This is a genomic window from Sphingomonas hylomeconis, assembly GCF_025370105.1.
GTDB classification, from domain to species: Bacteria; Pseudomonadota; Alphaproteobacteria; order Sphingomonadales; family Sphingomonadaceae; genus Sphingomonas; species Sphingomonas hylomeconis.
Genome location: NZ_JANQBK010000005.1, coordinates 169,510 through 189,167, shown reverse-complemented (window position 1 = coordinate 189,167; position 19,658 = coordinate 169,510). Strand labels below are relative to the sequence as shown.

Sequence of the window (19,658 nt, the reverse complement as noted above, 5' to 3'; positions counted from 1 at the left end):
GTATAACCGTTTGTTTTAATACCATTTTCGGGACGCGAAGTCGTTCCGGTGGGAGAGGTGGTCGTGATCGAGCGACGGAGTGGATGGCGTCCCGCGGCAACGGGCGCCGTAACCCTATTATCGCTGCTGCCCATGGGCGTGGTGGCGCAGCGGACTGACCCGGATCCGCTGGTTTCCCGGCAATCCTTCTACCTGCCGATGCGCGATGGCGTGCGCCTGGCGGTCAATGTCTATCGGCCCGCGGCAGGGGGAAAACCCGTGGCGGGCAAGGCGCCCGTCGTGTTTGCCTTCACGCCCTATCGTGCGCGCTATTACGACAAAGGCCAGCTCGTCGAGTTGCTCGACTCGCCGCAGTTCGGCCTGCGGAAGCTGGTGCATAGCGGCTATGTCGTCGCCACTGCCGATATCCGGGGGAAGGGCGCGTCGTTCGGGGCGCGGCGCGGCTTTCTCGACCGGACCGAGGCGCAGGACGGGGCGGAAATCGTCCAATGGCTGGCGCGCCAATCCTATGCCAGCGGCAAGGTCGGGCTGATCGGCTGTTCCTATCTCGGCGGCACCGCGATGCTCGTTGCGGGCGCACGGCCGCCGGCGGTCCGGGCCGTATTCTCGGCGGCGACCGATTGGGACAAATACGAATTCGTGCGCCGCGGCGGGATCACCGGGCAGTTCAACACGCGGCCGGAAGACCCGATCGCGCCCGATCTGGCCAGCGTGCCGGTCGATGCCGATCAGGGCGGCATGCTGCTAAAGCAGGCGGTCGCTCAACACGTCGGCAACACGCCGATGGCGCCGCTCTGGTACGGCATACCCTATCGCGACAGCGTATCGCCGCTGACGGGGACGCGCTTCTGGGACGAGGTCGGCCCCTATACGCACAAGAAGGCGCTGACCGCGCCGGGCGTCGCCTGGTACCTGTGGGGCAATTGGAACGACGAGCCGACCGAGCAGGTCATCCGATCCGCGGCGAACCTGCCGGCCAAGCTGATCGTCGGGCCGGGCAGCCATTGCGAGGTGCCGACCCAGTTCGACATCAACGCCGTTCAGAAAACCTTCTTCGACCGCTATCTCAAGGGTATCCGCAACGGTATCAAGGCGGAACCCAGATATAGCTGGTGGCGCCAGGACGGGGAGGGCGGGCGGCTGATCCGCTCGAATACTCTGCCCGGCGTCGGGATCACGCGCACGTCGCTGTTTCTCGGCATGGCGGCCGGCAGGAGCGATGGCACCTTGTCGGCCGCGCCGCCGGGACCCGGCCGCTTCGACTATCGCATCAAGTACGACATCCCGACCGACGGCTACTTCCCGTTCTGGCCGGCGTCACCCGATGGCCATGCCGCGCTCTTCACCACGCCACCACTGGCCGCCCCGGCCACGATCGAAGGCTATACGATCGTATCGATCCGCGCCGCTGCCGATGCGCCGGCGGCCAATATCTTCGCCTATCTTGAGGATGTCGATCCCGGCGGCACGGCGGTGGTGCTGGCCCAGGGGCGGTTGGCGGGCAGTCACCGCGCACTGGGCAAGGCGCCTTATGCCAATCTGGGCCTTCCATACCATCCGGCGATGAAGCGCGACGATCGGCCGTTGGTGCCGGGCGCTCCGGTCGACCTGATCTTCGAACTGTCGCCCAGATCCTATGTCGTCCAGCCGGGGCACCGGTTGCGGATCGCGCTGGCGGGGGCTGACTCGCGGCAACGCAATCTTGCCGCGATCCGCGACGGCCTGGCGCGGCGCTGGACATTGTACGGTGGGGCAGGTGGCTCGCGCGTCGACATTCCCTTCACCAGCCCGGTCCGCTTCGTAACCTCGATCGATCGGGCGGGTCGGTAACAATCCGCATTGGGAGAGAATGACGGCTGATGTCATCAAGCGCCGCCGCTTCCGCGGCCTGCGGGCCGGCCAATGCGGGCAAGCTGACGCTGGCGCTGGACGCATCGAACGCGTTCGATGTTGCTCCGCCGTGTGCCAATATCCCGCAAAGCCCGAATGGCGGCGGGGGGCGGCGCTTCGCCCGTCGCCTCAGATGCGGAAACAGGAATCGTAGACGCGGTCGAGCAAGCCGCTGAGGATCTGCAGATCGTGCGGCCCCAGCACGTTCAACACATCCTTCTCGACCGCTTCCAGCCGGCTGAACAGCTTCTTGAGCGCCGCTTCGCCGGCCTTGGTCGTATGGAGCGCGTGCCGGCGCCGGTCCTCCGTCGACCGGCGGCGTTCGGCAAGCCCGAGCCGCTCGAGATCGTCGATGACCGCGACCGCCGCCGATTTGTCGAGCCCGACTTCGCGCGCCAGCGTGCCCTGCGACAGGCCGGGGTTGGCCGAGATGATCGCGAGCGCCGAAAACTCGCCCGGCCGCAGCCCGAGCGCGACGCTCTGCGCGGTAAAGGCGTTCGACAATTGGTTCTGGATCCGCCGCAGGCGGAAGCCGATAAAGTCGCCGAGACGGCCAAGCGCGAGGTGCTCGTCGTTGCCGGGGTTTTCAGATGGAATAGGGACAGCCATGTACCGGCTGTAGTCAATCGGCGGGCGCAAACAAAGCCACATCGTTTCGATCGCGACCGATCGCCCCGTGCGCGTCGACGCGGGAAATGCCGTAGCTGTTTCCCGCGTCGCCGGTCGTCAGTCGATCCGCTTCTTGCGGATCGTCCAGCTCGGATCCGTGCACAGGCGGCAATCGGCACCGCGGAACCAGCGCCCGGCCGCGCTGTCGTGACGGAGCTGCCACGCCAGCCAGGCAATGTCGACCTGGGCCACTCGGCCGCCATTGGCATCGCGGAACGTGCCGCCATGGCCTACATCCAGGCTGACGATGGCCGCGGGCACGCGATCGATCCGGTCGAAATCGTCATTCCCGTTCGGCCAGGCGACGTCGCCGGGGCCGCCCATCACGTACAGAATCGGGGTGTGCAGCTTCTGCAGGGCGGTTTTCGCGATGGTGAGGCCGCGGATCGGATTGCTGCCATCCTTGAACACGCCGCTATTGTGGATGATCACCGCGCGGACCCGCGCATCTGCCGCGAGCTCGATTGCCTGCAGCCCCCCGCAGCTATGCCCGGACACCGCCACCATCTTGGGGTCGATCCGCCGATACAGGGGGCTGCCGCGCCGCTTGTTCTCCGCCAGCGCCCAATCGAGGCCGGCCGATACCTGGGCCGACGTCGTCTCGATGCCGAGCGGGCCCGGAGGGGGCGGATTGGCCGGTTGCGGCGGCGCGCCGGGCCCGGAAAGCGCCCGTCCAGGCGCGATCACGACATAACCGTGCGACGCCAGTTCGCTGAGATGAAAGCGCGCGCTCGCCGCATCGTCGCTGCAGCCGCCATTGCCCCAGACCATCACGCCGAGCTTTCGCGCGCCGAGCGCGTCGAGATCCGCCGGGCGATAGATCAGGTGTTCGGGCAGTCCCGGATCGGTCAGCTTGATGGCGGGATAGGCGCCTGTTCCCCGTGTGTCGGGCAGGGCGCTATAGGCGGCATTGGCGGCCTGCATCGCCTTGCGCGCCTCGGGCGTCATATCCGCCTGGCCCTGCGCGGCGCCCGTTGCGCCGCATGCGAGCATCGCGGCGCACAGTATCGCGATCTTCATCAGCCTCTCCTTGGTTATATCATTCTATGCTTCGACATCACTGCGAGACCGGATGACCGGGCGACCCGACGGCCACGCCTAGAGCGGCAGGCCGACATAATTTTCCGCGATGGCCGTCTGCATGGCGGTCGATCCTGCCAGATAGTCGAGCTCGGCGATCTGCATGCGGCGTTCGAATGCCCCGTCCTCGGGGAACCGGTGCATCAGCTTGGTCAATGACCAGCTGAACCGTTCGGCCTTCCAGATCCGTGCCAGGGCGCGCTTTTCATAGGCGAGCAGCGCGTGTTCGTCGGCCGAGGCAAAATGCGCGATCAGCGCTTCGGAAAGATACAGCACGTCCGATGCCGCAAGGTTCAACCCCTTGGCGCCGGTTGGCGGGACGATATGCGCGGCGTCGCCGGCAAGAAACAGCCGACCGTGACGCATCGTTTCGAAGACGTAGGAGCGCAGCGGGGCGATCGACATTTCCAGGGCCGGGCCGCGGACCACCTTGTGCTGCGAGATCGGATCGAAGCGCAGCGCGAGTTCGTCCCACAGCCGTTCCTCCGGCCAGTCCTCGATACGCTCGGTCAGCGGCACCTGGATGTAATAACGGCTGCGCGTGCTGGAGCGCATCGAGGCGAGCGCGAAGCCGCGATCGCTGTTAGAATAGATCAATTCGCTGTGACAGGGCGGCACGTCGGCCAGGATACCAAGCCAACCGAACGGATAGACGCGTTCGAACTCGCGCACCTTGGCGGCGGGGATGCTCTTGCGCGAGGCGCCGTGGAAACCGTCGCAGCCGGCGATGAATTCGGCGTGCAGGCGATGCTCAACGCCGTCCTTCAGGTACGTCACCGAAGGCGCATCGCTCTCCAGATCGTGCAGCGCGACGTCCTTGGCCTCGCACACGATCTCCAGCCCGCGCGCCGGCGCCGCTTCCATCAGGTCGCGCGTCACTTCGGTCTGGCCATAGACCGTTACGTGCTTGCCGGTAAGCTTGCGGATGTCGATGCGGATCAGCTGTTCGCCGTCGGCGAGGTTGAAGCCGTCCTCGATCAGCCCTTCGGCGTTCATGCGCTGGTCGATGCCGAGCTGCCGCAGCAGATCGGTGGTGACGGTTTCCAGCACCCCGGCGCGGATCCGGCCGAGCACATAGTCCGGCGCCTGACGCTCGATGATGACGCATTCGATGCCGGCCGCGCGCAACAGGTGGCCAAGCAGCAGGCCGGAAGGGCCCGATCCGATGATCGCGACCCCCGTCTTGCCCGGCGCCGTCATGCCTGAAGCTGCTTCTCGAGCGCGTCGAGCACGCGGTAGCAGGGGAGGACTTGCGCGACCGAGCTGTTCGGCTCGCGGCCCTCGCGGATCGCGCTGATGAATTCGCGGTCCTGCAGCTCGATCCCGTTCATCGATACCGCGACGTTGCTGACGTCGATCTGCTCGTCCTTGCCGGTAAAGAGATCGTCGTAGCGCGCGAGATAGGTCGCGCTGTTGCCGATATAGCGGAAGAAGGTGCCGAGCGGGCCATCGTTGTTGAACGACAGGCTGAGCGTGCAGATCGCGCCGCTTTCCGCCTTGAGCTGGATCGACATGTCCATGGCGATGCCGAGTTCGGGATGGATCGGGCCTTCGATCGCGTTGGCCTTGACGATCGGTCCGGCCTGATAGGCGAACAGATCGACGGTGTGCGCGGCGTGATGCCACAGCAGGTGATCCGTCCAGGAGCGCGCCTCGCCCTTGGCATTCATGTTCTTGCGGCGGAAGAAATAGGTCTGCACGTCCATCTGCTGGATGTCGAACTCGCCGCGTTTGATGCGGTCGTGGATATATTGATGGCTGGGATTGAAGCGCCGGGTGTGGCCGACCATGCAGGTGAGCCCGGTTTCCTGGCTCCTGGCGAGCACCGCTTCGGCATCGGCCAAGCTGTCGGCGAGCGGAATCTCGACCTGCACGTGTTTTCCGGCGTCCATGCACTGGATCGCCTGGGCGGCGTGCATCTGTGTGGGCGTGCACAGGATCACGGCATCGACGTCGTCGCGCGCCAGCGTCTCGGCGAGATCGGTGGTGGCATGGCCGATACCGTATTTGGCGGCAATCGCCTGGGTCGGCTCGAGCCGGCGGCCGACCAGACTGGTCACCTCGACTCCGTCGATCAGCTTGAGGCCGTCGAGATGCTTTTCTCCGAACGCGCCGGCGCCGGCGAGGGCGATCTTCATTGGGGATTTCCTTTCTAACTCCCTCTCCGTTTCGGGGAGAGGGTAGGGGAGAGCGGCAGTCGGGAGAGGTCGCGCTTGGAACTGCCCGCCTCCCGGACCCTCTCCCCGGAGGGGAGAGGGGGTTAAGAAACCGGTTCGAGCACGATATGGCCGACCGCGGTGTTGCTGGCGGGAACGTGGTAATGGCGATGCAGTTCGCGCGTCGCCTTGCCCATCGCGCCACGCATGATCAGCCACATCACCATCTCGATCCCCTCGGAGCCGGTTTCGCGGAGATATTCGATATGCGGGATGTGGCGCAGCGCATCGCTGTCGCCGACCAGCCCGTCGAGGAACATGGTGTCCCATTCCTTGTTGATCAGCCCGGCGCGCGGGCCCTGCAGCTGGTGGCTCATGCCGCCGGTGCCCCACACCTGGACGTTGAGATCCTCGTCGAAGCTCTCGACCGCGCGCGCGATTGCCTCGCCCAGCGCCCAGCAACGGTTGCCCGAGGGGGGCGGATAGGTGACGACGTTGACGGCGATCGGGATCACCTTGCACGGCCAGGCCGCGGGTTGCCCGAACATCATCGACAGCGGCACGGTGAGCCCGTGATCGACATCCATCTCGTTGATGATGGTCATGTCGAATTCGTCGAGGATAAGGCTTTGCGCGATATGCCAGGCGAGATCGGGATGGCCCATCACCGTCGGCACCTTGCGCGGGCCCCAGCCTTCGTCGGCGGGCTGATATTCCTCGCCGCAGCCGATCGCGAAGGTCGGAATGATCTTCATGTCGAACGCCGAGGCGTGATCGTTATAGACCAGGACGATCACGTCCGGCTTCTCGCGCTTTTCCCATTCCTTGGTCCAGTCGAACCCGGCAAAGGCCGGCTGCCAATAGGCCTCCGCGGTCTTGTCGAGATCGACCGCGACGCCAAGTGCGGGAATGTGGCTGCAGCCGATGCCGGCCGTGATACGCGCCATTATTGCTTCTCCGTTTCGCCGTTCGCGGCATTGGCCTTGATTGAGCGCACGCCTTCGGGCGAGCGGCCGCCGGCAATCATCATCGCCGAATAGTCTTCGACGCTCATGCCGCTCATCGTGCTCACCGCCTGAAGGAACGACAGGCCGTCGGTGCTGAACACCTTCGCCAGGAAATAGATGTTGCCGCCGAGATCGAGCAGCCGGTTATAGTCGCGGTCGAGCACGGCCTGCTTCTGCTCGGGCGTGATCTTCCATTCGTCGAGATAGGCCGCTTCGTCCGCCTTCCAGCGTTCGCGATTTTCCGGCTTCATGAGGCTCATTGCGAACTGATTGAGCTGATAGCCCTGGCGCGCCCGCTTGGCGGTATAGACGCGCGTACCGGGAATATCGTCGAACTCGGCGAGATAGGCATGGATATCGCGTGGACTGGTCATGCGGAGTCTCCCCAATAGAGGCGCGTCGGATTGTCGATCAGCAGCTTGCGCTGCAGCTCGGGCGTGGGTGCGATGCGCGGGATGATGTTCACCAGGGCGCCGTCGTCGGGCATGTGGCCGACCATGTTGAGGTTCGGGTGCGGCCAATCGGTGCCCCACAGCACGCGATCGGGATAGGTTTCGACAACCTTGCGCGCAAAGGGCACGAAATCGTCATAGGTCGGCGGGCCGGACTTGGAGAGGCGCTCGGGACAGGTGACCTTCGACCAGACATTGTCGCGGTCCATGAATTCCAGGAAGCGCGCGAATTCGGGGCCGTCGGCCGATGTGGTCACGTCGGGACGGCCCATATGGTCGACCACCACCGTCGTCGGGAGCGAGGTGAAGAAGTCCCACTTCTCCTCGAGATCGGCGGCCTCGAAATAGACCACGATGTGCCAGCCGAACGCGGCGATCTTCTCGATGATGCCGCGATAATAAGCGTCGGGCTTGGGATCGACGAGCCGCTTGACGTAATTGAAACGCACCCCGCGAACCCCGGCCTCGTGCATCTCGGCGATTTCTTCCGCCGCAATGTCGGCCTTTACCGTAGCGACGCCGCGCGCTTTGCCATCCGCATTGACGAGCGCATCGATCATCGCGCGATTATCGGTGCCGTGGCAGGTCGCCTGCACCACCACGTTACGCGAGAAACCGAGAAAGTCGCGCAATGCGTACAGCTTGTCCTTGCCGGCGTCGCACGGCGTGTATTTCCGCTCCGGCGCGTAAGGGAATGCGTCGCCGGGCCCGAACACATGGCAATGCGCATCGACCGCGCCGGGGGGCGGGGTGAAGGTGGGCTTCGACGGAGCAGGGTCGAAGCACAGCCAGTCAGCGTCCATCTGGAAGGCGGTCACAGGCCCGTCCCCCATCCGTCACCCCGGACTTGTTCCGGGGTCCACCGCGCCGCAAACCCAACGGTCTCGGAGGCTGTGGCACCGTAGACCCCGGAACAAGTCCGGGGTGACGGGGTGGCCTGACGGCCGCTCACAGCCCGCGCGCCTTCAGCTTGGCGTCGAGCCGCGGAAACACTTTGCGCGTGTTGCCCGAAAAGATCGCCGCACGCTCTGCGTCGGAGATGTCCAGCGCATCCACATAGCGTTTGGTGTCGTCGAAATAATGACCCGTGCGCGGATCGATCCCGCGAACCGCGCCGACCATCTCCGAGCCGAACAGGATATTCTTGTTCTCGATCACTTCGGCCAGCAGGTTGATCCCGGGCTGGTGGTAGACGCAGGTGTCGAAGAAGACGTTGTTCATCAGATAGTCGTCGACCGACGGCTTCTTGAGCATATCGGCCAGCCCGCGATAGCGCCCCCAATGATAGGGCACGGCGCCGCCGCCGTGCGGGATGATGAAGCGCAGGCTGGGGAAATCGGCGAACAAGTCGCCCTCGAGCAATTGCATGAACGCGATCGTATCGGCGGCGATGTAATAGGCGCCGGTGGCGTGCATCGCCGGGTTGCAGCTGCCCGAGACGTGGATCATCGCCGGCACGTCGAGCTCGACCATCTTCTCGTAGAACGGATACCAGTAGCGGTCGGTCAGCGGCGGGCTGTTGAAATGCCCGCCCGAAGGGTCGGGGTTGAGGTTGCAGCCGATAAAGCCATGCTCGACGACGCAGCGCTCGAGCTCGGCGATCGAGCTCGTGAGATCGGTGCCCGGCGACTGCGGCAGCATGCACACGCCGGCAAACGTCTCGGGATACATCGCGACGACGCGCGCGATCAGGTCGTTGCAGCGCCGCGCCCATTCCACCGCCATCGCCGCATCACCGACATGCGGCGCCATCGCGCTCGCCCGCGGCGAGAAGATCGTCATGTCCGCGCCGCGTTCCTTCACCAGCCGCAGCTGGTTGGCCTCGATCGTCTCGCGGATCTCGGCGTCCGAAATGTCGGGATAGGCAGGGCAGGGCGTGCCGGCCTTGAACGCCGCCTTCTGCTGCTCGCGCCACGCATCGTGCGCCGCGGGGAGGACGGTGTAGTGGCCGTGACAGTCGATGATCATGCGGGGTCCGCCTGTTTTAGAATCGTGAGCTTGGCGGCAAGCGTATCGGGTGCCGCCAGCGCGCGCGCGCCGATCGCGCGCTGGCGCAGCACGGTGCCGCGGGTCATCGCCGCACCGGTGCCGAGCGCGTCGAGCGTCTTGACGACCTCTTCCATCTCGGCCGCGCGGCGCAGGCCGTGTTCGATCATGCGTTCGAGATTGTAATCGGCGCGCACCGCCCAGCCGGCCGGCGCCGGGCTCGCATCGAGCGACGCCAGCACTTCGTCGAGCACGCCCGCGGCATCGGCGGCGAACACGCACTCCGCGCTCAGCGCCTCGATCCCTTTGACCATCACCGAGCGGATCATCTTGATCGACGAGGCCCGCCCGACCTCGCCGCCGACCACGCGGACCGCCTTGAAGCCGATCGCCTTCAGGAAGTCGGCCCCCGCCGCGGCATGCGGGCCGGAGAGGAGCAGGGGCACGGCGGTGCGCGCGGGAAGGACCGGCGCCATCACCGCGACGTCGACATAGCGGCCACCCGCTTCGTCGATCGCGTGTGCCGCGGCACGCTTCGTGGCGGGCGCGACGCTGTTCATGTCGAAGAACATCATATCGGCCGGGAGGTGGCGCGCGGCCGACTGAGCGGCAGCCAGGGCCTGATCGGCCGTGACCAGCGACAAAGCAGCCCGCGCACCCGCCAGCGCCGCGGCATCCGATACCGTGCCGGATCGCTCCGGCAAAAGATCGAAATGCGCGATCGTCGCGGTCAGGTCCGGCACGAACGCGCGCGCCGCCTCGCCGTAACCGATCAATGCGAGTCTCTTCTCCACCGCATCGGGGTAAGCGTTGCGCGGCGGCCGCCGCTAATCGGAATGCGGCATAACCTATTCGAAATCCTGATTCGTCATACTGGTCGCATGATCCCGCAGCACGCTGAGGAAGCGCGCCTGGACGCGGGTCGGTCGCCAGCCGGCGCGCGTCGTGACGCCGATCACCCGCCCGCTGGAGGCGAGCTCGGGCCCGACCGTGGCGAGCATCCCGCTGGCGATCTCCAGTGCCACTTGGTCGGGCGACAGCATGGTCAAAAAATCGCCCTCGCGCAGCACGCCGCGGATCACCATCACCGAGCCGCATTCGATCGGCGCGTGCGGCGGTTCGCCGGCAAACAGATTTTCCCATAGCGCGCGTAGCGGCGCGCCGCTGCGCCCGACGATCCACGGATAGGCGGCGAGCGCCGCCCGGCTGGGCATCGCCGGCCCCGCCAGCGGATGGCCGATGCGCCCGACGATCACCAGCCGGTCGTCCAGGAGCGGGTCCTGTTCGAGATCCGGCGCGGGATCGCGCAGCGCGCCGATCATCAGGTCGATCGCGCCATCGCGCAGCTGCTCGACCAATTCGCGCCAGGAACCCTCGACGATGTCGAAGCGCGCATTGGGCATCTCCTGCGCGATCCGCGCCACTGCGTGCGGCAGCAGCAGCGCGCGCGACAGCGGCATGGCCCCGATCGCGATCCGGCCGCCGCGCAGATCGGGCGCGGCTTCGACGATCCCGGCGGCGATCTCTGCCGAGGCCAGCCGCACGCCGCGCGTCAGCCGTCGGCCGGCATCGCTCAGCGCGATCCCGCGGCCGCGGCGCTCGACCAGCAGCACGCCGCATACCTGTTCCAGATCGCGTACCGCGCGATGGATTGCGGGCTGCGACAGGTTGGTTGCGGTTCCCGCGCCGACGAAGCTGCCGGCATCGGCGAGCGCCAGAAACGCGCGCAATTGCGTCGCCGTCATCAGCTGTTCGGGCCGGGCAAAGCCGCGTCCGCCGCCGGGCGCGGCGCCGCGCAGCCGCGCGAATGCCGCTTCCGCGCGCGCTGCCAGCGCCAGCCCGGCATCGGTCGGCGTCATTCCGTCCGCGCGGCGATCGAACAACGCCGCACCCAGCTGGCGCTCGAGCTTGGCCAGCCCCTGCGTCAGCGCCGGCTGCGACAGGCTAACGATCTCGGCCGCCGCGCTCATGCTGCCGCGCGAGACGATCACGGCGAGCGCGCGCAGATGGCGCAGGTTGAGATCGAACGGGCTCATCGTCGCCACCTATAGCGAAAACTTATCGGCGGCGCACAGTTCCGAATTGCCGGCATCGGCCCTGCGCGCGCAGGCAGCGACGAGAACCGCGAAAGGGAGCCTCATGGCCAAAGTCGTCACCACCATCCAGCGCGCCGATCCGTCGGTGATCGACGGGCTCGCTGCCGCCGGCGTCGCCACGGTGCATGAGGCACAGGGGCGCATCGGGCTGCTCGCCAGCCGGCTGCGTCCGATCTATCCCGGCGCACGGATCGCCGGCTCGGCGGTCACGATCTCCGCGCCACCGGGCGACAATTGGATGATCCACGTCGCGGTCGAGCAACTTCGCGCCGGCGATATCCTGGTGCTCGCCCCGACCTCGCCGTGCGAGGACGGCTATTTCGGTGACCTGCTCGCCACCTCGGCACAGGCGCGCGGTTGCCGGGGGCTGGTCATCGATGCCGGCGTGCGCGACGTGCGCGATCTCACGCAGATGGGCTTCCCGGTCTGGTCGAAGGCGGTCCATGCGCAGGGCACCGTCAAGGCGGTGCTCGGCTCAGTCAATGTGCCGATCGTCTGCGCAGGCGCGGCGATCGAGGCGGGCGACGTGATCGTCGCCGACGATGACGGCGTCTGCGTGGTCAAGCGCGCCGCTGCCGCGGACGTGCTGGCCAAGGCGCAGGCGCGCGAAGCGGCCGAGGAATCGAAGCGCGTGCGGCTGGCGGCGGGCGAACTCGGGCTCGACATCTACGACATGCGCGGGAAACTGGCCGAGATGGGGCTGACATATGAATGAAGCGCCGGTGATGTGGATGCGCGGCGGCACGTCCAAGGGGGCCGTGTTCCTCGCCTCGGATCTTCCCGCCGATCCGGCGACGCGCGACGCGTTCCTGCTGCGCGTGATGGGTTCGCCCGATCCACGTCAGATCGACGGCATGGGCGGTGCCGATCCGCTCACCTCCAAGGTCGCGGTGGTCAGCAAATCGGACCGCGACGGGGTCGATATCGACTATCTGTTCCTGCAGGTGTTCGTCGATCAGGCGCTCGTGTCCGACAGCCAGAATTGCGGCAACATGCTGGCGGCCGTCGGACCGTTTGCGCTGGAGCGCGGGCTCGTGCCGCCAACCGGCGACGAGACCCCCGTGGCGATCTTCATGGTCAATACCGGGCAGATCGCGGTCGCCACCTGCCAGACCCCGGGCGGCACCCCGACCTATGCCGGACCGGCGGCGATCGACGGGGTCCCCGGCACCGCCGCGCCGATCCCGCTCGAATTCCGCGATACCGCAGGATCGTCGTGCGGCGCCCTGCTGCCGACCGGCAATGCAAGCGACGTGATCGATGGCGTCGCCTGCACGCTGATCGACAATGGCATGCCCTGCGTGGTGTTCGCGGCCGAGGATGTCGGCGCGACCGGCTATGAAGATCGCGAAACGCTCGACGCCGATCTTGCGCTCAAGGCCCGTATCGAGGCGATCCGGCTGCAGGCCGGCCCGCTGATGAACCTGGGGGACGTGACCGAGAAGTCCGTGCCCAAGATGATGCTGGTCGCCCCGCCGCAGCATGGCGGGGCGGTCACGGTGCGCAGCTTCATCCCGCACCGCGCGCATGCCACGATTGGCGTGCTGGGCGCGGTCAGCGTGGCCACCGCCTGCCTGATACCCGGCTCGCCGGCGGCGGCGGTCGCGTCGGTACCGGCTGGTGCACGCAAGATGCTGTCGGTCGAGCATCCCACCGGGGAAATGAGCTGCGTGCTCGCGCTCGATGCTGATGGACAGGTGGCGAGTGCGGCGCTGCTGCGCACCGCGCGCAAGCTGATGGACGGCATCGTCTTCGGCTAGGCACGCGGCTCGGTTGACGCCGCCGATCAAACGTGGCTTCCCCCGTAGCCGATATGTCACGAAAACCGCTTGCCATCGGCACCCTCTCGCACCTGATCGGCTATCACCTGCGCCGCGCGTCCGGTGCCTTCGCGCTCGATTTCCACGAGGCGATGGCCGGCACGGGGATGCGCCAGGTCCTGCTCGGCATCCTTGCCATCGTAGAGGCCAATCCCGGCGTCAATCAGGGCGCCGTCGGCACCGCGCTCGGCATCAAGCGCGCCAACATGGTCGCGCTGATCAACGAATTGGTCGATGCCGGGCTGCTCGCCCGTGCGGTCGCGCCCGACGACCGCCGTGCCTTTTCGCTGACGCTGACCAGCGTCGGTCGCGAACGGCTTACCGAATGCACCGCGCGCATCGAGGCGCACGAGGCGCGGATGCTCGACCAATTCACCAATGCGGAACGGCAGACGCTGATCGCGCTGCTGGCGCGCATCGAGGCGCGCAAACCCTGACGTCGGCTCAGCCGTCCGCCAGGATCAACGCGTCCAATGCCACCGCGCCCTGGCCCTCGGGGTAGATCAGTACCGGGTTGAGATCGATCTCGCGGATCGCCGGGGTGCCGGCGAGCACGCAGCCGAGCGTGACGACGATGTCGGCCACCGCCTCGATATCCAGCGCCGGTGCGCCACGGAACCCGTCAAGGATCGCCGCGCTCTTCAGGCTGCGCAGCGCGGCGATGATCGCGGCGCGGCTCAGATCGTGCGGCAGCAGCCGGACATCCTGGAGCAGTTCCGCCTGCACGCCGCCGAAGCCGACCAGGATCACGGGGCCCCACTCGGGATCGTTTTTCGCGCCGATGATCAATTCCGTGCCGCGTGCACCCATGCTTTCGATCAGCGCGCCGTCGAGCGCCAGGCCGGGGGCATAAGCCTCGACATTCGCATAGAGCTTGGTCCAGGCGTCCGCGAGCGCGGCATCATCGGCGATGTTGAGCAGCACGCCGCCGGCATCGCTCTTGTGGCTGAGCGCTGAAGCCTGCGCCTTCAGCACCACCGGATAGCCGATCCGCGCGGCGACCGCCTTGGCCTCCTCGGCGGTGGCGGCGAAACCACCGGCAGGGAAGGGGATGCCGACCGGCCCCAGCAACTGCTTGGCGCGATATTCCGGCACCACCCCGCTCGGCAGGCCGTCGAGTGCAATCGGTGCGACGTCGGCGCTATCGAACTCTCGCTCGGCGAGCCGCGAAAGGTGGCGCAGCGCGCGAAACGCGCGATCGGCGGAGGGAAAATACGGCACGCCGATGGCGCGCAGCCCGGCGATATAGTCGGGGCTGAACACCGCGCCATCGTCGAGCCCGGCAAACAGCACCGGCTTGTCCGGCGCAATCTGCCGTACCGCGTCGATGATATAGGGGAATTTGCGCGCGGCGGTCGCCTCGTCGGTCTGGATGATACCCAGTACGACGGCGGCGAAGCTGCGATCGGCGAGGATCGGCTGCAGCGTGCGGCGATAGAGGTCGGGATCGACCAGCGCCTGCGCGGTGAGATCCATCGGGTTCGACACGGGAATGAAATCGGGCATCGCGACACGCAGCTCGGCCTCGGTATCCGCGCCGACCGGCGGCAGATCGAGCCCGATCGTCTCGGCCAGATCGAGCGTCAACGCCTTGAACGCGCCGGATTCGGTCAGCACCGCGGTGCCGCCCTTGCCGACCGGCCTGGCGCGGAGCGCGATGTCGATCACGTCGCCCAGTTCCTCGAGGCTGTCGACCAGCACCACGCCGGCGCGCTCGACCTTGGTCTTCATCAACTGCCAGTCGCCGGCCATAGCGCCGGTATGCGTCGCAGCGGATTCGCGTGCGGCGGCGGACTTGCCGGGATGCAGCAGCACGATCGTCTTGCCCGCCGCGCGCATCCGCCGCGCGACCGCGAGGAAGCGCTCGGGCTGACGGAACTGCTCGACGATCATGCCGATCACCTGCGTGTGGGGCGTATCCACGAGGTACTCGACATAATCCTCGACGCCGCTGGCCGCTTCGTTGCCGGTCGACACCGAGATCGAGATGCCGAGATCCTTGGCCATCAACGTCGTGCCCAGTACGACCGCCATCGCGCCCGATTGCGAGACGATGCCGACACCGGGCCGGTCGCCGAGCCGCAATGCGGGCGTCTCGACAAAGGTCAGCGCCACGCCGTCGATATAGTTGACCAGGCCGAGGCAGTTCGGCCCTTCGATCACCATATCGTGGGCGGCAGCGATCCGCGCCACTTCGGCCTGCGCGGCCAGCCCCTCGTCGCCGCCCTCCGCGAAGCCGGCGGAGAAGATCACCACGGCCCCGACGCCGCGCGCCGCCAGTTCGCGCACCGCGCCCAGCACGGCCGGGCCCGGGATCGCCAGCACCGCGGCATCGACGCCCTCGGGCAGTTCGGCGATCGATTTCAGGCACGGGCGGCCCTCGATCGTGTCGCGCTTGGGATTGATCAAATGGATCGCCCCGCTGAAGCCGTGACGTTCGAGATTGCGCAGCACCGAATTGCCGAGCGCGCCCGGCGTGGGCGACGCACCGACGATGGCGACCGAGCGCGGGCTGAGCAGGCGAGTTAGGTCGGGCATGGAAGTCCCTTTAAGCGGTCGGTCTCATGGTCGCCCTCACCCTCCCGCGGCTGCACCGCTCCCTCCCTCTCCCATCGGGAGAGGGAAGGGGCCCGCCCGGCGCAGCCGGGTGGGCAGGGTGTGGGCGAGCGGTCTGAACGGGCGGCTCAGCCCTTCACCTTGTCCTTGTCGTACGCGCCGAGGCCGGGCTTGTAGCTCTTCTCGTCGATGAACTGCCGGATGCCTTCCTTGCGCCCTTCGTTATCGTACGAATTGGCCGCTTCCTGCGCACGGATCAGATAATCCTCGGCTTCGTCATATGTCATCACGCCGACGCGGCGCACCGCATCCTTGGTCGCCTTGAGCGCGACCGGGTTCTTGGCGAGCAGCACCTTGGCGACCTCGGTGACGCGGTCCTTGAGCTGCGCCAGCGGCAGCGCCTCGTTGACCAGACCCCAGTCGGCGGCGGTCTTGCCGTCGATATTCTCGCCGGTCATCGCGTGGTACATCGCCTTGCGGAACGGCAGCAGTTCGGTCGCCACCTTGGTCGCGCCGCCGCCGGGCAGGATACCCCAGTTGATCTCGGACAGGCCGAACTTGGCCTCTTCCGCCGCGAACGCGAGGTCGCAGGCGAACAGCGGGCCATAGCCGCCGCCGAAGCACCAGCCATTGACCATCGCGATGGTCGGCTTCTGATACCAGCGCAGTCGGCGCCACCAGCCATAGCTTTCGCGCTGCGCCTTGCGCGTGCCGCGCAGTCCATCGACTTCCGTCTCGCGGAAATATTCCTTGAGATCCATGCCCGCGGTCCAGGCCGGGCCTTCACCGCCGAGCACGAGCACGCCGACATTGTCGTCATGTTCGAGCAGATCGAGCACTTCCATCATGTCGCGGTTCAGCGTCGGGCTCATCGCGTTGCGCTTGTCGGGACGGTTGAAGCGCACCCAGGCGATGCCGTTCTCGATGTCATAGGCGACGACGCCGTTGCTGCTGGTGTTGGTCATCGGTAGTCCTCTTGCTTCCCTGCCATGGTGTCGGCCGGGGCTGGGGTGGGGCGCCCGCTGGCAACGGGCGCTATCGTCAAAAAGGGGGGCGCGCGGCATTCCGGCCGCGCGCGCGGCAGTTCAGATCGGATAATGTCCCGGTTGGGTTTCGATCGTGATCCAGCGCAGTTCGGTGAAGCTGTCGATCCCCGCCTTACCGCCGAACCGGCCATAGCCTGATGCCTTGGTGCCGCCGAACGGCATCTGCGCTTCGTCGTGCACGGTCGGCCCGTTGATGTGGCAGATGCCGGACTGGATCTGCTTGGCGACACGCAGGCCCCGCGCCGTATCCTTTGTGAAGACCGCCGCCGACAGGCCGTAGGCCGTGTCGTTGGCGAGTTCGATGGCATGTGCCTCGTCGCGCGCGCGGATGATGCCGACGACGGGGCCGAAGCTTTCGTCGCGGAACAGCCGCATGTCGGTGGTAACCTTATCGATCACGGTAGCGGACATCAGCACGCTATCGCTGGCACTGCCGGCGATGCGCACCGCGCCTTTGGCCAGCGCATCGTCGACCAACTCGGTAACCGTGTCGACGGTCTTCTGGTCGACCACGGCGCCCAATTGCGTCTTGCCTTCGGCCGGGTTGCCCACCGCGAGCGTCTTGGCCTTGGCGGCGAACTTCTCGGCAAAACGATCGGCGACACTGTCGACGACGATGATCCGCTCGGTCGACATGCAGATCTGTCCTGAATTCATGAAAGCGCCGAACGCGGCGGCCTTGACCGCCTCGTCGAGATCGGCGTCGTCGAGCACCAGAAACGGCGCCTTGCCGCCCAGTTCCAACAGGACCGGCTTGAGATGCTCGGCCGCACGCTTGGCGATGATCTTGCCGACATGCGTCGATCCGGTGAAGTTGATACGGCGGACATGCGGGTTGTCGATCAGCGCGCCGACGATCTCGCCGGCATCCTCGGGCGCGTTGCTGATCAGATGGACCGTGCCTTCGGGCAGCACTTCGTTGAATGCCTCGACGATCAGCGCATGCGTGCGCGGGCACGCTTCGGACGCCTTGAGGATCACCGTATTGCCGCAGGCGAGCGGCATGGCGATCGCACGGACTCCGAGGATGATCGGCGCATTCCACGGCGCGATGCCGACCATCACGCCGACCGGTTCACGCAGCGCCATGGCGATGCAGCCAGGCTTGTCCGAGGGGATCACCTCGCCGCCGATCTGCGTGGTCATCGCCGCAGCTTCGCGGATAATTCCGGCGGCGAGCATCAGGTTGAAACCGGCCCAGGGCGGCGTGGCGCCGATTTCCGCGACCATCGCGGTGATGAAGGCGTCCTTGCGCGCTTCGAGCGCATCGGCGGCCTTGTTGAGCAACACGCGTCGGGCCGTCGGGCCGACCGCCGCCCAGGCGGGGAAGGCGGCAGCGGCAGCGGCGCACGCCGCATCGACATTGGCGATGGAAGCCGCAGGCGTGGTCGTGGCGACGGCGCCGGTGACCGGATTGCGGCGATCGAACGTGCGGGGGGGGCTTTCGCCAACCAAAGTAGCCATCAAACCTCTCCAATTATTGTTATGACAGATAACTTAGCCCGCGTAGGGTCGCAAGGACAATTTACGTATGCCGTAACACGCTTGTCGCGGCGGAGCGTTCGTCGAGCGTCAGCACCTGGGCAGCGATAGCGCGCGCGTCGGTGTCCGCAAGCGGCTGAACCGCGCGCGCTGCGCAGGTGACGAACTTCTCGACCAGCGCCGCGTCGCTGAGCGGGTTACCCGGGTGGCCGATCGCGTGCGGAACGTGATGGACCAGTCGACGGCCCGAGCGCAGCGTTATGGCAAGCGAGCCGCTCGCCGCATGTTCGCGCCCCCAGGCCGGGTTACGATATTCGACGACGCGTTCGGCCAGCGCCAACACCGGCGCATCGTGCAGGGCGCGCCCGTCAAACGAATCGAGCGAGATGCCGCCATGGATCAACGCATAGGCAGTGGTGAATGGAATGCTGAACTTTGCCTCGATCGCGCTTCTCGGTGCAGCCTTGTCGCGCTGTGGGCGGATCAGCATTTCCTGGATCGGGCCGATCTCGGCGACGATCTGCTCGATCTCTTCTCCGGCAGACGCATTGCGAAGCGCCAGCGCTGCTTCGATATAAGGATGCGTGCCCCGGCAGCTGGGCCATGGCTTGAAGCTGACCTCGTCGCCCAGGAAGCGCATGCCGAGATCGGCCGTGAGACTGTCCTTTGCCGGGCCGCCGGCATAGATCGCAAAGAAGCCGGCCCGGCCTTCAAGCGGCTCGGCAAAAGCGCGGGCGCCGGCCTGCGCCAGCAACGCCGCCTCGACCGCACCGCGCGCCGCGAACGCCTCGCGCACGCCCCGCAGCGGCGACGTGGTGTCGTATTTGATCTCACCGGGGAAACTGCCTTGCAGCAGCGCCAGCCCCATGGCGTGGCGAATACCGTCGGCATGCAAACCCAGTAGCTTGGCGCACGCCGCTGCCGAGGCGATCAACCCGACGAGCGGCGGTGGGTACCAGCCGCCCTCTTCATAGGCACGCGGCGGCGCCAGCGACAGCCGGCAGGCTAGATCGCTGCCCGCCGCCATGGCCGTCAGGAAGCGCGCGCCGTCAATCTGCGGATCGGCATCGGCGAGCGCGAGTAGCGCCGGAACCAATGCGGCGTTGGGATGGGCTGGCCCCGGGTCGAACGTGTCGCCAAAATCCAGCGCATGGGCGAGTGCACCATTGGCCAATGCGGCCGAAGCGGCGCTGGTCAATCCGTGCGTACCGAGCGAGCGCGACCTGCCGTGACCAATTTGGGCGACCGCGCGGTAGGGGGTGGAATCGTCGGCCAGGCCGCTCGCCGCAAGCATCACGCCAAGCGTGTCGAGCAGCGCACGCCGCGTTGCATGCTGGGTGCCGAGCCCGATGTCGGTCGGCCCAAGGCGCGCAACATACTCCGCGATCTGCACCGATATTGTTTTATCGCAAAACATT

Annotated in this window: 18 protein-coding genes; 4 read left to right on the top strand and 14 right to left on the bottom strand. The window is 66.8% G+C overall.

Features of this window, described 5'->3' with window-relative positions:
* Positions 1-132: 132 nt before the first annotated feature.
* A complete protein-coding gene (locus tag NV401_RS09820) occupies positions 133-1,830 on the top strand; it encodes a CocE/NonD family hydrolase (protein WP_261294235.1) in 1,698 nt (565 codons plus the stop codon).
* Between the two features lie 189 nt (positions 1,831-2,019).
* On the opposite strand, the gene NV401_RS09815 is transcribed toward NV401_RS09820, so the two are convergent.
* The 10 genes from NV401_RS09815 to NV401_RS09770 form a co-directional block, all read right to left on the bottom strand.
* Positions 2,020-2,499, bottom strand: a complete 480-nt coding sequence (locus NV401_RS09815; protein WP_261294234.1) for a MarR family winged helix-turn-helix transcriptional regulator — start codon at positions 2,497-2,499, stop codon at positions 2,020-2,022.
* A gap of 117 nt (positions 2,500-2,616) precedes the next feature.
* Positions 2,617-3,579, bottom strand: a complete 963-nt coding sequence (locus NV401_RS09810; protein ID WP_261294233.1) for an alpha/beta hydrolase — start codon at positions 3,577-3,579, stop codon at positions 2,617-2,619.
* Positions 3,580-3,657: 78 nt separating this feature from the next.
* A complete protein-coding gene (gene pobA, locus NV401_RS09805) occupies positions 3,658-4,839 on the bottom strand; it encodes a 4-hydroxybenzoate 3-monooxygenase (protein WP_261294232.1) in 1,182 nt (393 codons plus the stop codon).
* Complete coding sequence (locus tag NV401_RS09800; protein ID WP_261294231.1) at positions 4,836-5,777, bottom strand: Gfo/Idh/MocA family oxidoreductase; 942 nt, start codon at positions 5,775-5,777, stop codon at positions 4,836-4,838. The genes pobA and NV401_RS09800 overlap by 4 nt, the downstream gene beginning before the upstream one ends.
* A 122-nt stretch (positions 5,778-5,899) precedes the next feature.
* Positions 5,900-6,742 carry a class III extradiol dioxygenase subunit beta gene (locus NV401_RS09795; RefSeq protein ID WP_261294230.1) on the bottom strand — a complete coding sequence of 281 codons (843 nt, stop codon included), beginning with the start codon at positions 6,740-6,742 and terminating at the stop codon, positions 5,900-5,902.
* Entirely contained in the window at positions 6,742-7,176 is a 435-nt protein-coding gene (gene ligA / locus NV401_RS09790; protein WP_261294229.1) for a protocatechuate 4,5-dioxygenase subunit alpha, read from the bottom strand. Before ligA ends, NV401_RS09795 begins: the two co-directional genes overlap by 1 nt.
* Positions 7,173-8,057: an amidohydrolase family protein gene (locus NV401_RS09785; RefSeq protein WP_261294331.1), complete on the bottom strand. Its 885-nt coding sequence runs from the start codon at positions 8,055-8,057 to the stop codon at positions 7,173-7,175. Before NV401_RS09785 ends, ligA begins: the two co-directional genes overlap by 4 nt.
* Before the next feature lie 145 nt (positions 8,058-8,202).
* A complete protein-coding gene (locus NV401_RS09780; protein WP_261294228.1) occupies positions 8,203-9,222 on the bottom strand; it encodes an amidohydrolase family protein in 1,020 nt (339 codons plus the stop codon).
* Positions 9,219-10,034, bottom strand: coding sequence for an NAD(P)-dependent oxidoreductase (locus NV401_RS09775; protein WP_261294227.1), 816 nt, complete (start codon positions 10,032-10,034; stop codon positions 9,219-9,221). Before NV401_RS09775 ends, NV401_RS09780 begins: the two co-directional genes overlap by 4 nt.
* A gap of 54 nt (positions 10,035-10,088) precedes the next feature.
* Complete coding sequence (locus NV401_RS09770; protein ID WP_261294226.1) at positions 10,089-11,276, bottom strand: LysR family transcriptional regulator; 1,188 nt, start codon at positions 11,274-11,276, stop codon at positions 10,089-10,091.
* Between the two features lie 103 nt (positions 11,277-11,379).
* On the opposite strand from NV401_RS09770, the gene NV401_RS09765 reads away from it, so the two are divergent.
* Genes NV401_RS09765 through NV401_RS09755 form a run of 3 tightly spaced genes read left to right on the top strand, consistent with a single transcriptional unit; the run spans position 11,380 to position 13,593 of the window.
* Positions 11,380-12,051, top strand: coding sequence for a 4-carboxy-4-hydroxy-2-oxoadipate aldolase/oxaloacetate decarboxylase (locus NV401_RS09765; protein ID WP_261294225.1), 672 nt, complete (start codon positions 11,380-11,382; stop codon positions 12,049-12,051).
* Positions 12,044-13,096: a 4-oxalomesaconate tautomerase gene (locus NV401_RS09760; protein WP_261294224.1), complete on the top strand. Its 1,053-nt coding sequence runs from the start codon at positions 12,044-12,046 to the stop codon at positions 13,094-13,096. The genes NV401_RS09765 and NV401_RS09760 overlap by 8 nt, the downstream gene beginning before the upstream one ends.
* A 53-nt stretch (positions 13,097-13,149) precedes the next feature.
* A complete protein-coding gene (locus tag NV401_RS09755; RefSeq protein WP_261294223.1) occupies positions 13,150-13,593 on the top strand; it encodes a MarR family winged helix-turn-helix transcriptional regulator in 444 nt (147 codons plus the stop codon).
* A 7-nt stretch (positions 13,594-13,600) separates the two neighbouring features.
* Here NV401_RS09755 and NV401_RS09750 read toward each other — a convergent pair whose 3' ends face one another.
* From NV401_RS09750 to NV401_RS09735, 4 genes are all read right to left on the bottom strand, one after another.
* Positions 13,601-15,694: an acetate--CoA ligase family protein gene (locus tag NV401_RS09750; protein WP_261294222.1), complete on the bottom strand. Its 2,094-nt coding sequence runs from the start codon at positions 15,692-15,694 to the stop codon at positions 13,601-13,603.
* A gap of 146 nt (positions 15,695-15,840) precedes the next feature.
* Positions 15,841-16,677, bottom strand: a complete 837-nt coding sequence (locus NV401_RS09745) for a p-hydroxycinnamoyl CoA hydratase/lyase (protein ID WP_261294221.1) — start codon at positions 16,675-16,677, stop codon at positions 15,841-15,843.
* A gap of 120 nt (positions 16,678-16,797) precedes the next feature.
* Positions 16,798-18,222, bottom strand: a complete 1,425-nt coding sequence (locus NV401_RS09740) for an aldehyde dehydrogenase (RefSeq protein ID WP_261294220.1) — start codon at positions 18,220-18,222, stop codon at positions 16,798-16,800.
* A gap of 61 nt (positions 18,223-18,283) precedes the next feature.
* Positions 18,284-19,633 carry an MmgE/PrpD family protein gene (locus NV401_RS09735; protein WP_261294219.1) on the bottom strand — a complete coding sequence of 450 codons (1,350 nt, stop codon included), beginning with the start codon at positions 19,631-19,633 and terminating at the stop codon, positions 18,284-18,286.
* Positions 19,634-19,658 lie beyond the last annotated feature (25 nt).

What these genes read in the sequence shown, in the direction of transcription:
- NV401_RS09800 (WP_261294231.1), bottom strand. Translation starts at nt 5,777, where the DNA reads ATGAAGATCGCCCTCGCCGGCGCCGGCGCGTTCGGAGAAAAGCATCTC.
- NV401_RS09760 (WP_261294224.1), top strand. Translation starts at nt 12,044, where the DNA reads ATGAATGAAGCGCCGGTGATGTGGATGCGCGGCGGCACGTCCAAGGGG.
- ligA (WP_261294229.1), bottom strand. Translation starts at nt 7,176, where the DNA reads ATGACCAGTCCACGCGATATCCATGCCTATCTCGCCGAGTTCGACGAT.
- NV401_RS09810 (WP_261294233.1), bottom strand. Translation starts at nt 3,579, where the DNA reads ATGAAGATCGCGATACTGTGCGCCGCGATGCTCGCATGCGGCGCAACG.
- NV401_RS09785 (WP_261294331.1), bottom strand. Translation starts at nt 8,057, where the DNA reads ATGGACGCTGACTGGCTGTGCTTCGACCCTGCTCCGTCGAAGCCCACC.
- pobA (WP_261294232.1), bottom strand. Translation starts at nt 4,839, where the DNA reads ATGACGGCGCCGGGCAAGACGGGGGTCGCGATCATCGGATCGGGCCCT.
- NV401_RS09815 (WP_261294234.1), bottom strand. Translation starts at nt 2,499, where the DNA reads ATGGCTGTCCCTATTCCATCTGAAAACCCCGGCAACGACGAGCACCTC.
- NV401_RS09780 (WP_261294228.1), bottom strand. Translation starts at nt 9,222, where the DNA reads ATGATCATCGACTGTCACGGCCACTACACCGTCCTCCCCGCGGCGCAC.
- NV401_RS09765 (WP_261294225.1), top strand. Translation starts at nt 11,380, where the DNA reads ATGGCCAAAGTCGTCACCACCATCCAGCGCGCCGATCCGTCGGTGATC.
- NV401_RS09795 (WP_261294230.1), bottom strand. Translation starts at nt 6,742, where the DNA reads ATGGCGCGTATCACGGCCGGCATCGGCTGCAGCCACATTCCCGCACTT.
- NV401_RS09750 (WP_261294222.1), bottom strand. Translation starts at nt 15,694, where the DNA reads ATGCCCGACCTAACTCGCCTGCTCAGCCCGCGCTCGGTCGCCATCGTC.
- NV401_RS09745 (WP_261294221.1), bottom strand. Translation starts at nt 16,677, where the DNA reads ATGACCAACACCAGCAGCAACGGCGTCGTCGCCTATGACATCGAGAAC.
- NV401_RS09820 (WP_261294235.1), top strand. Translation starts at nt 133, where the DNA reads ATGGGCGTGGTGGCGCAGCGGACTGACCCGGATCCGCTGGTTTCCCGG.
- NV401_RS09770 (WP_261294226.1), bottom strand. Translation starts at nt 11,276, where the DNA reads ATGAGCCCGTTCGATCTCAACCTGCGCCATCTGCGCGCGCTCGCCGTG.
- NV401_RS09740 (WP_261294220.1), bottom strand. Translation starts at nt 18,222, where the DNA reads ATGGCTACTTTGGTTGGCGAAAGCCCCCCCCGCACGTTCGATCGCCGC.
- NV401_RS09755 (WP_261294223.1), top strand. Translation starts at nt 13,150, where the DNA reads ATGTCACGAAAACCGCTTGCCATCGGCACCCTCTCGCACCTGATCGGC.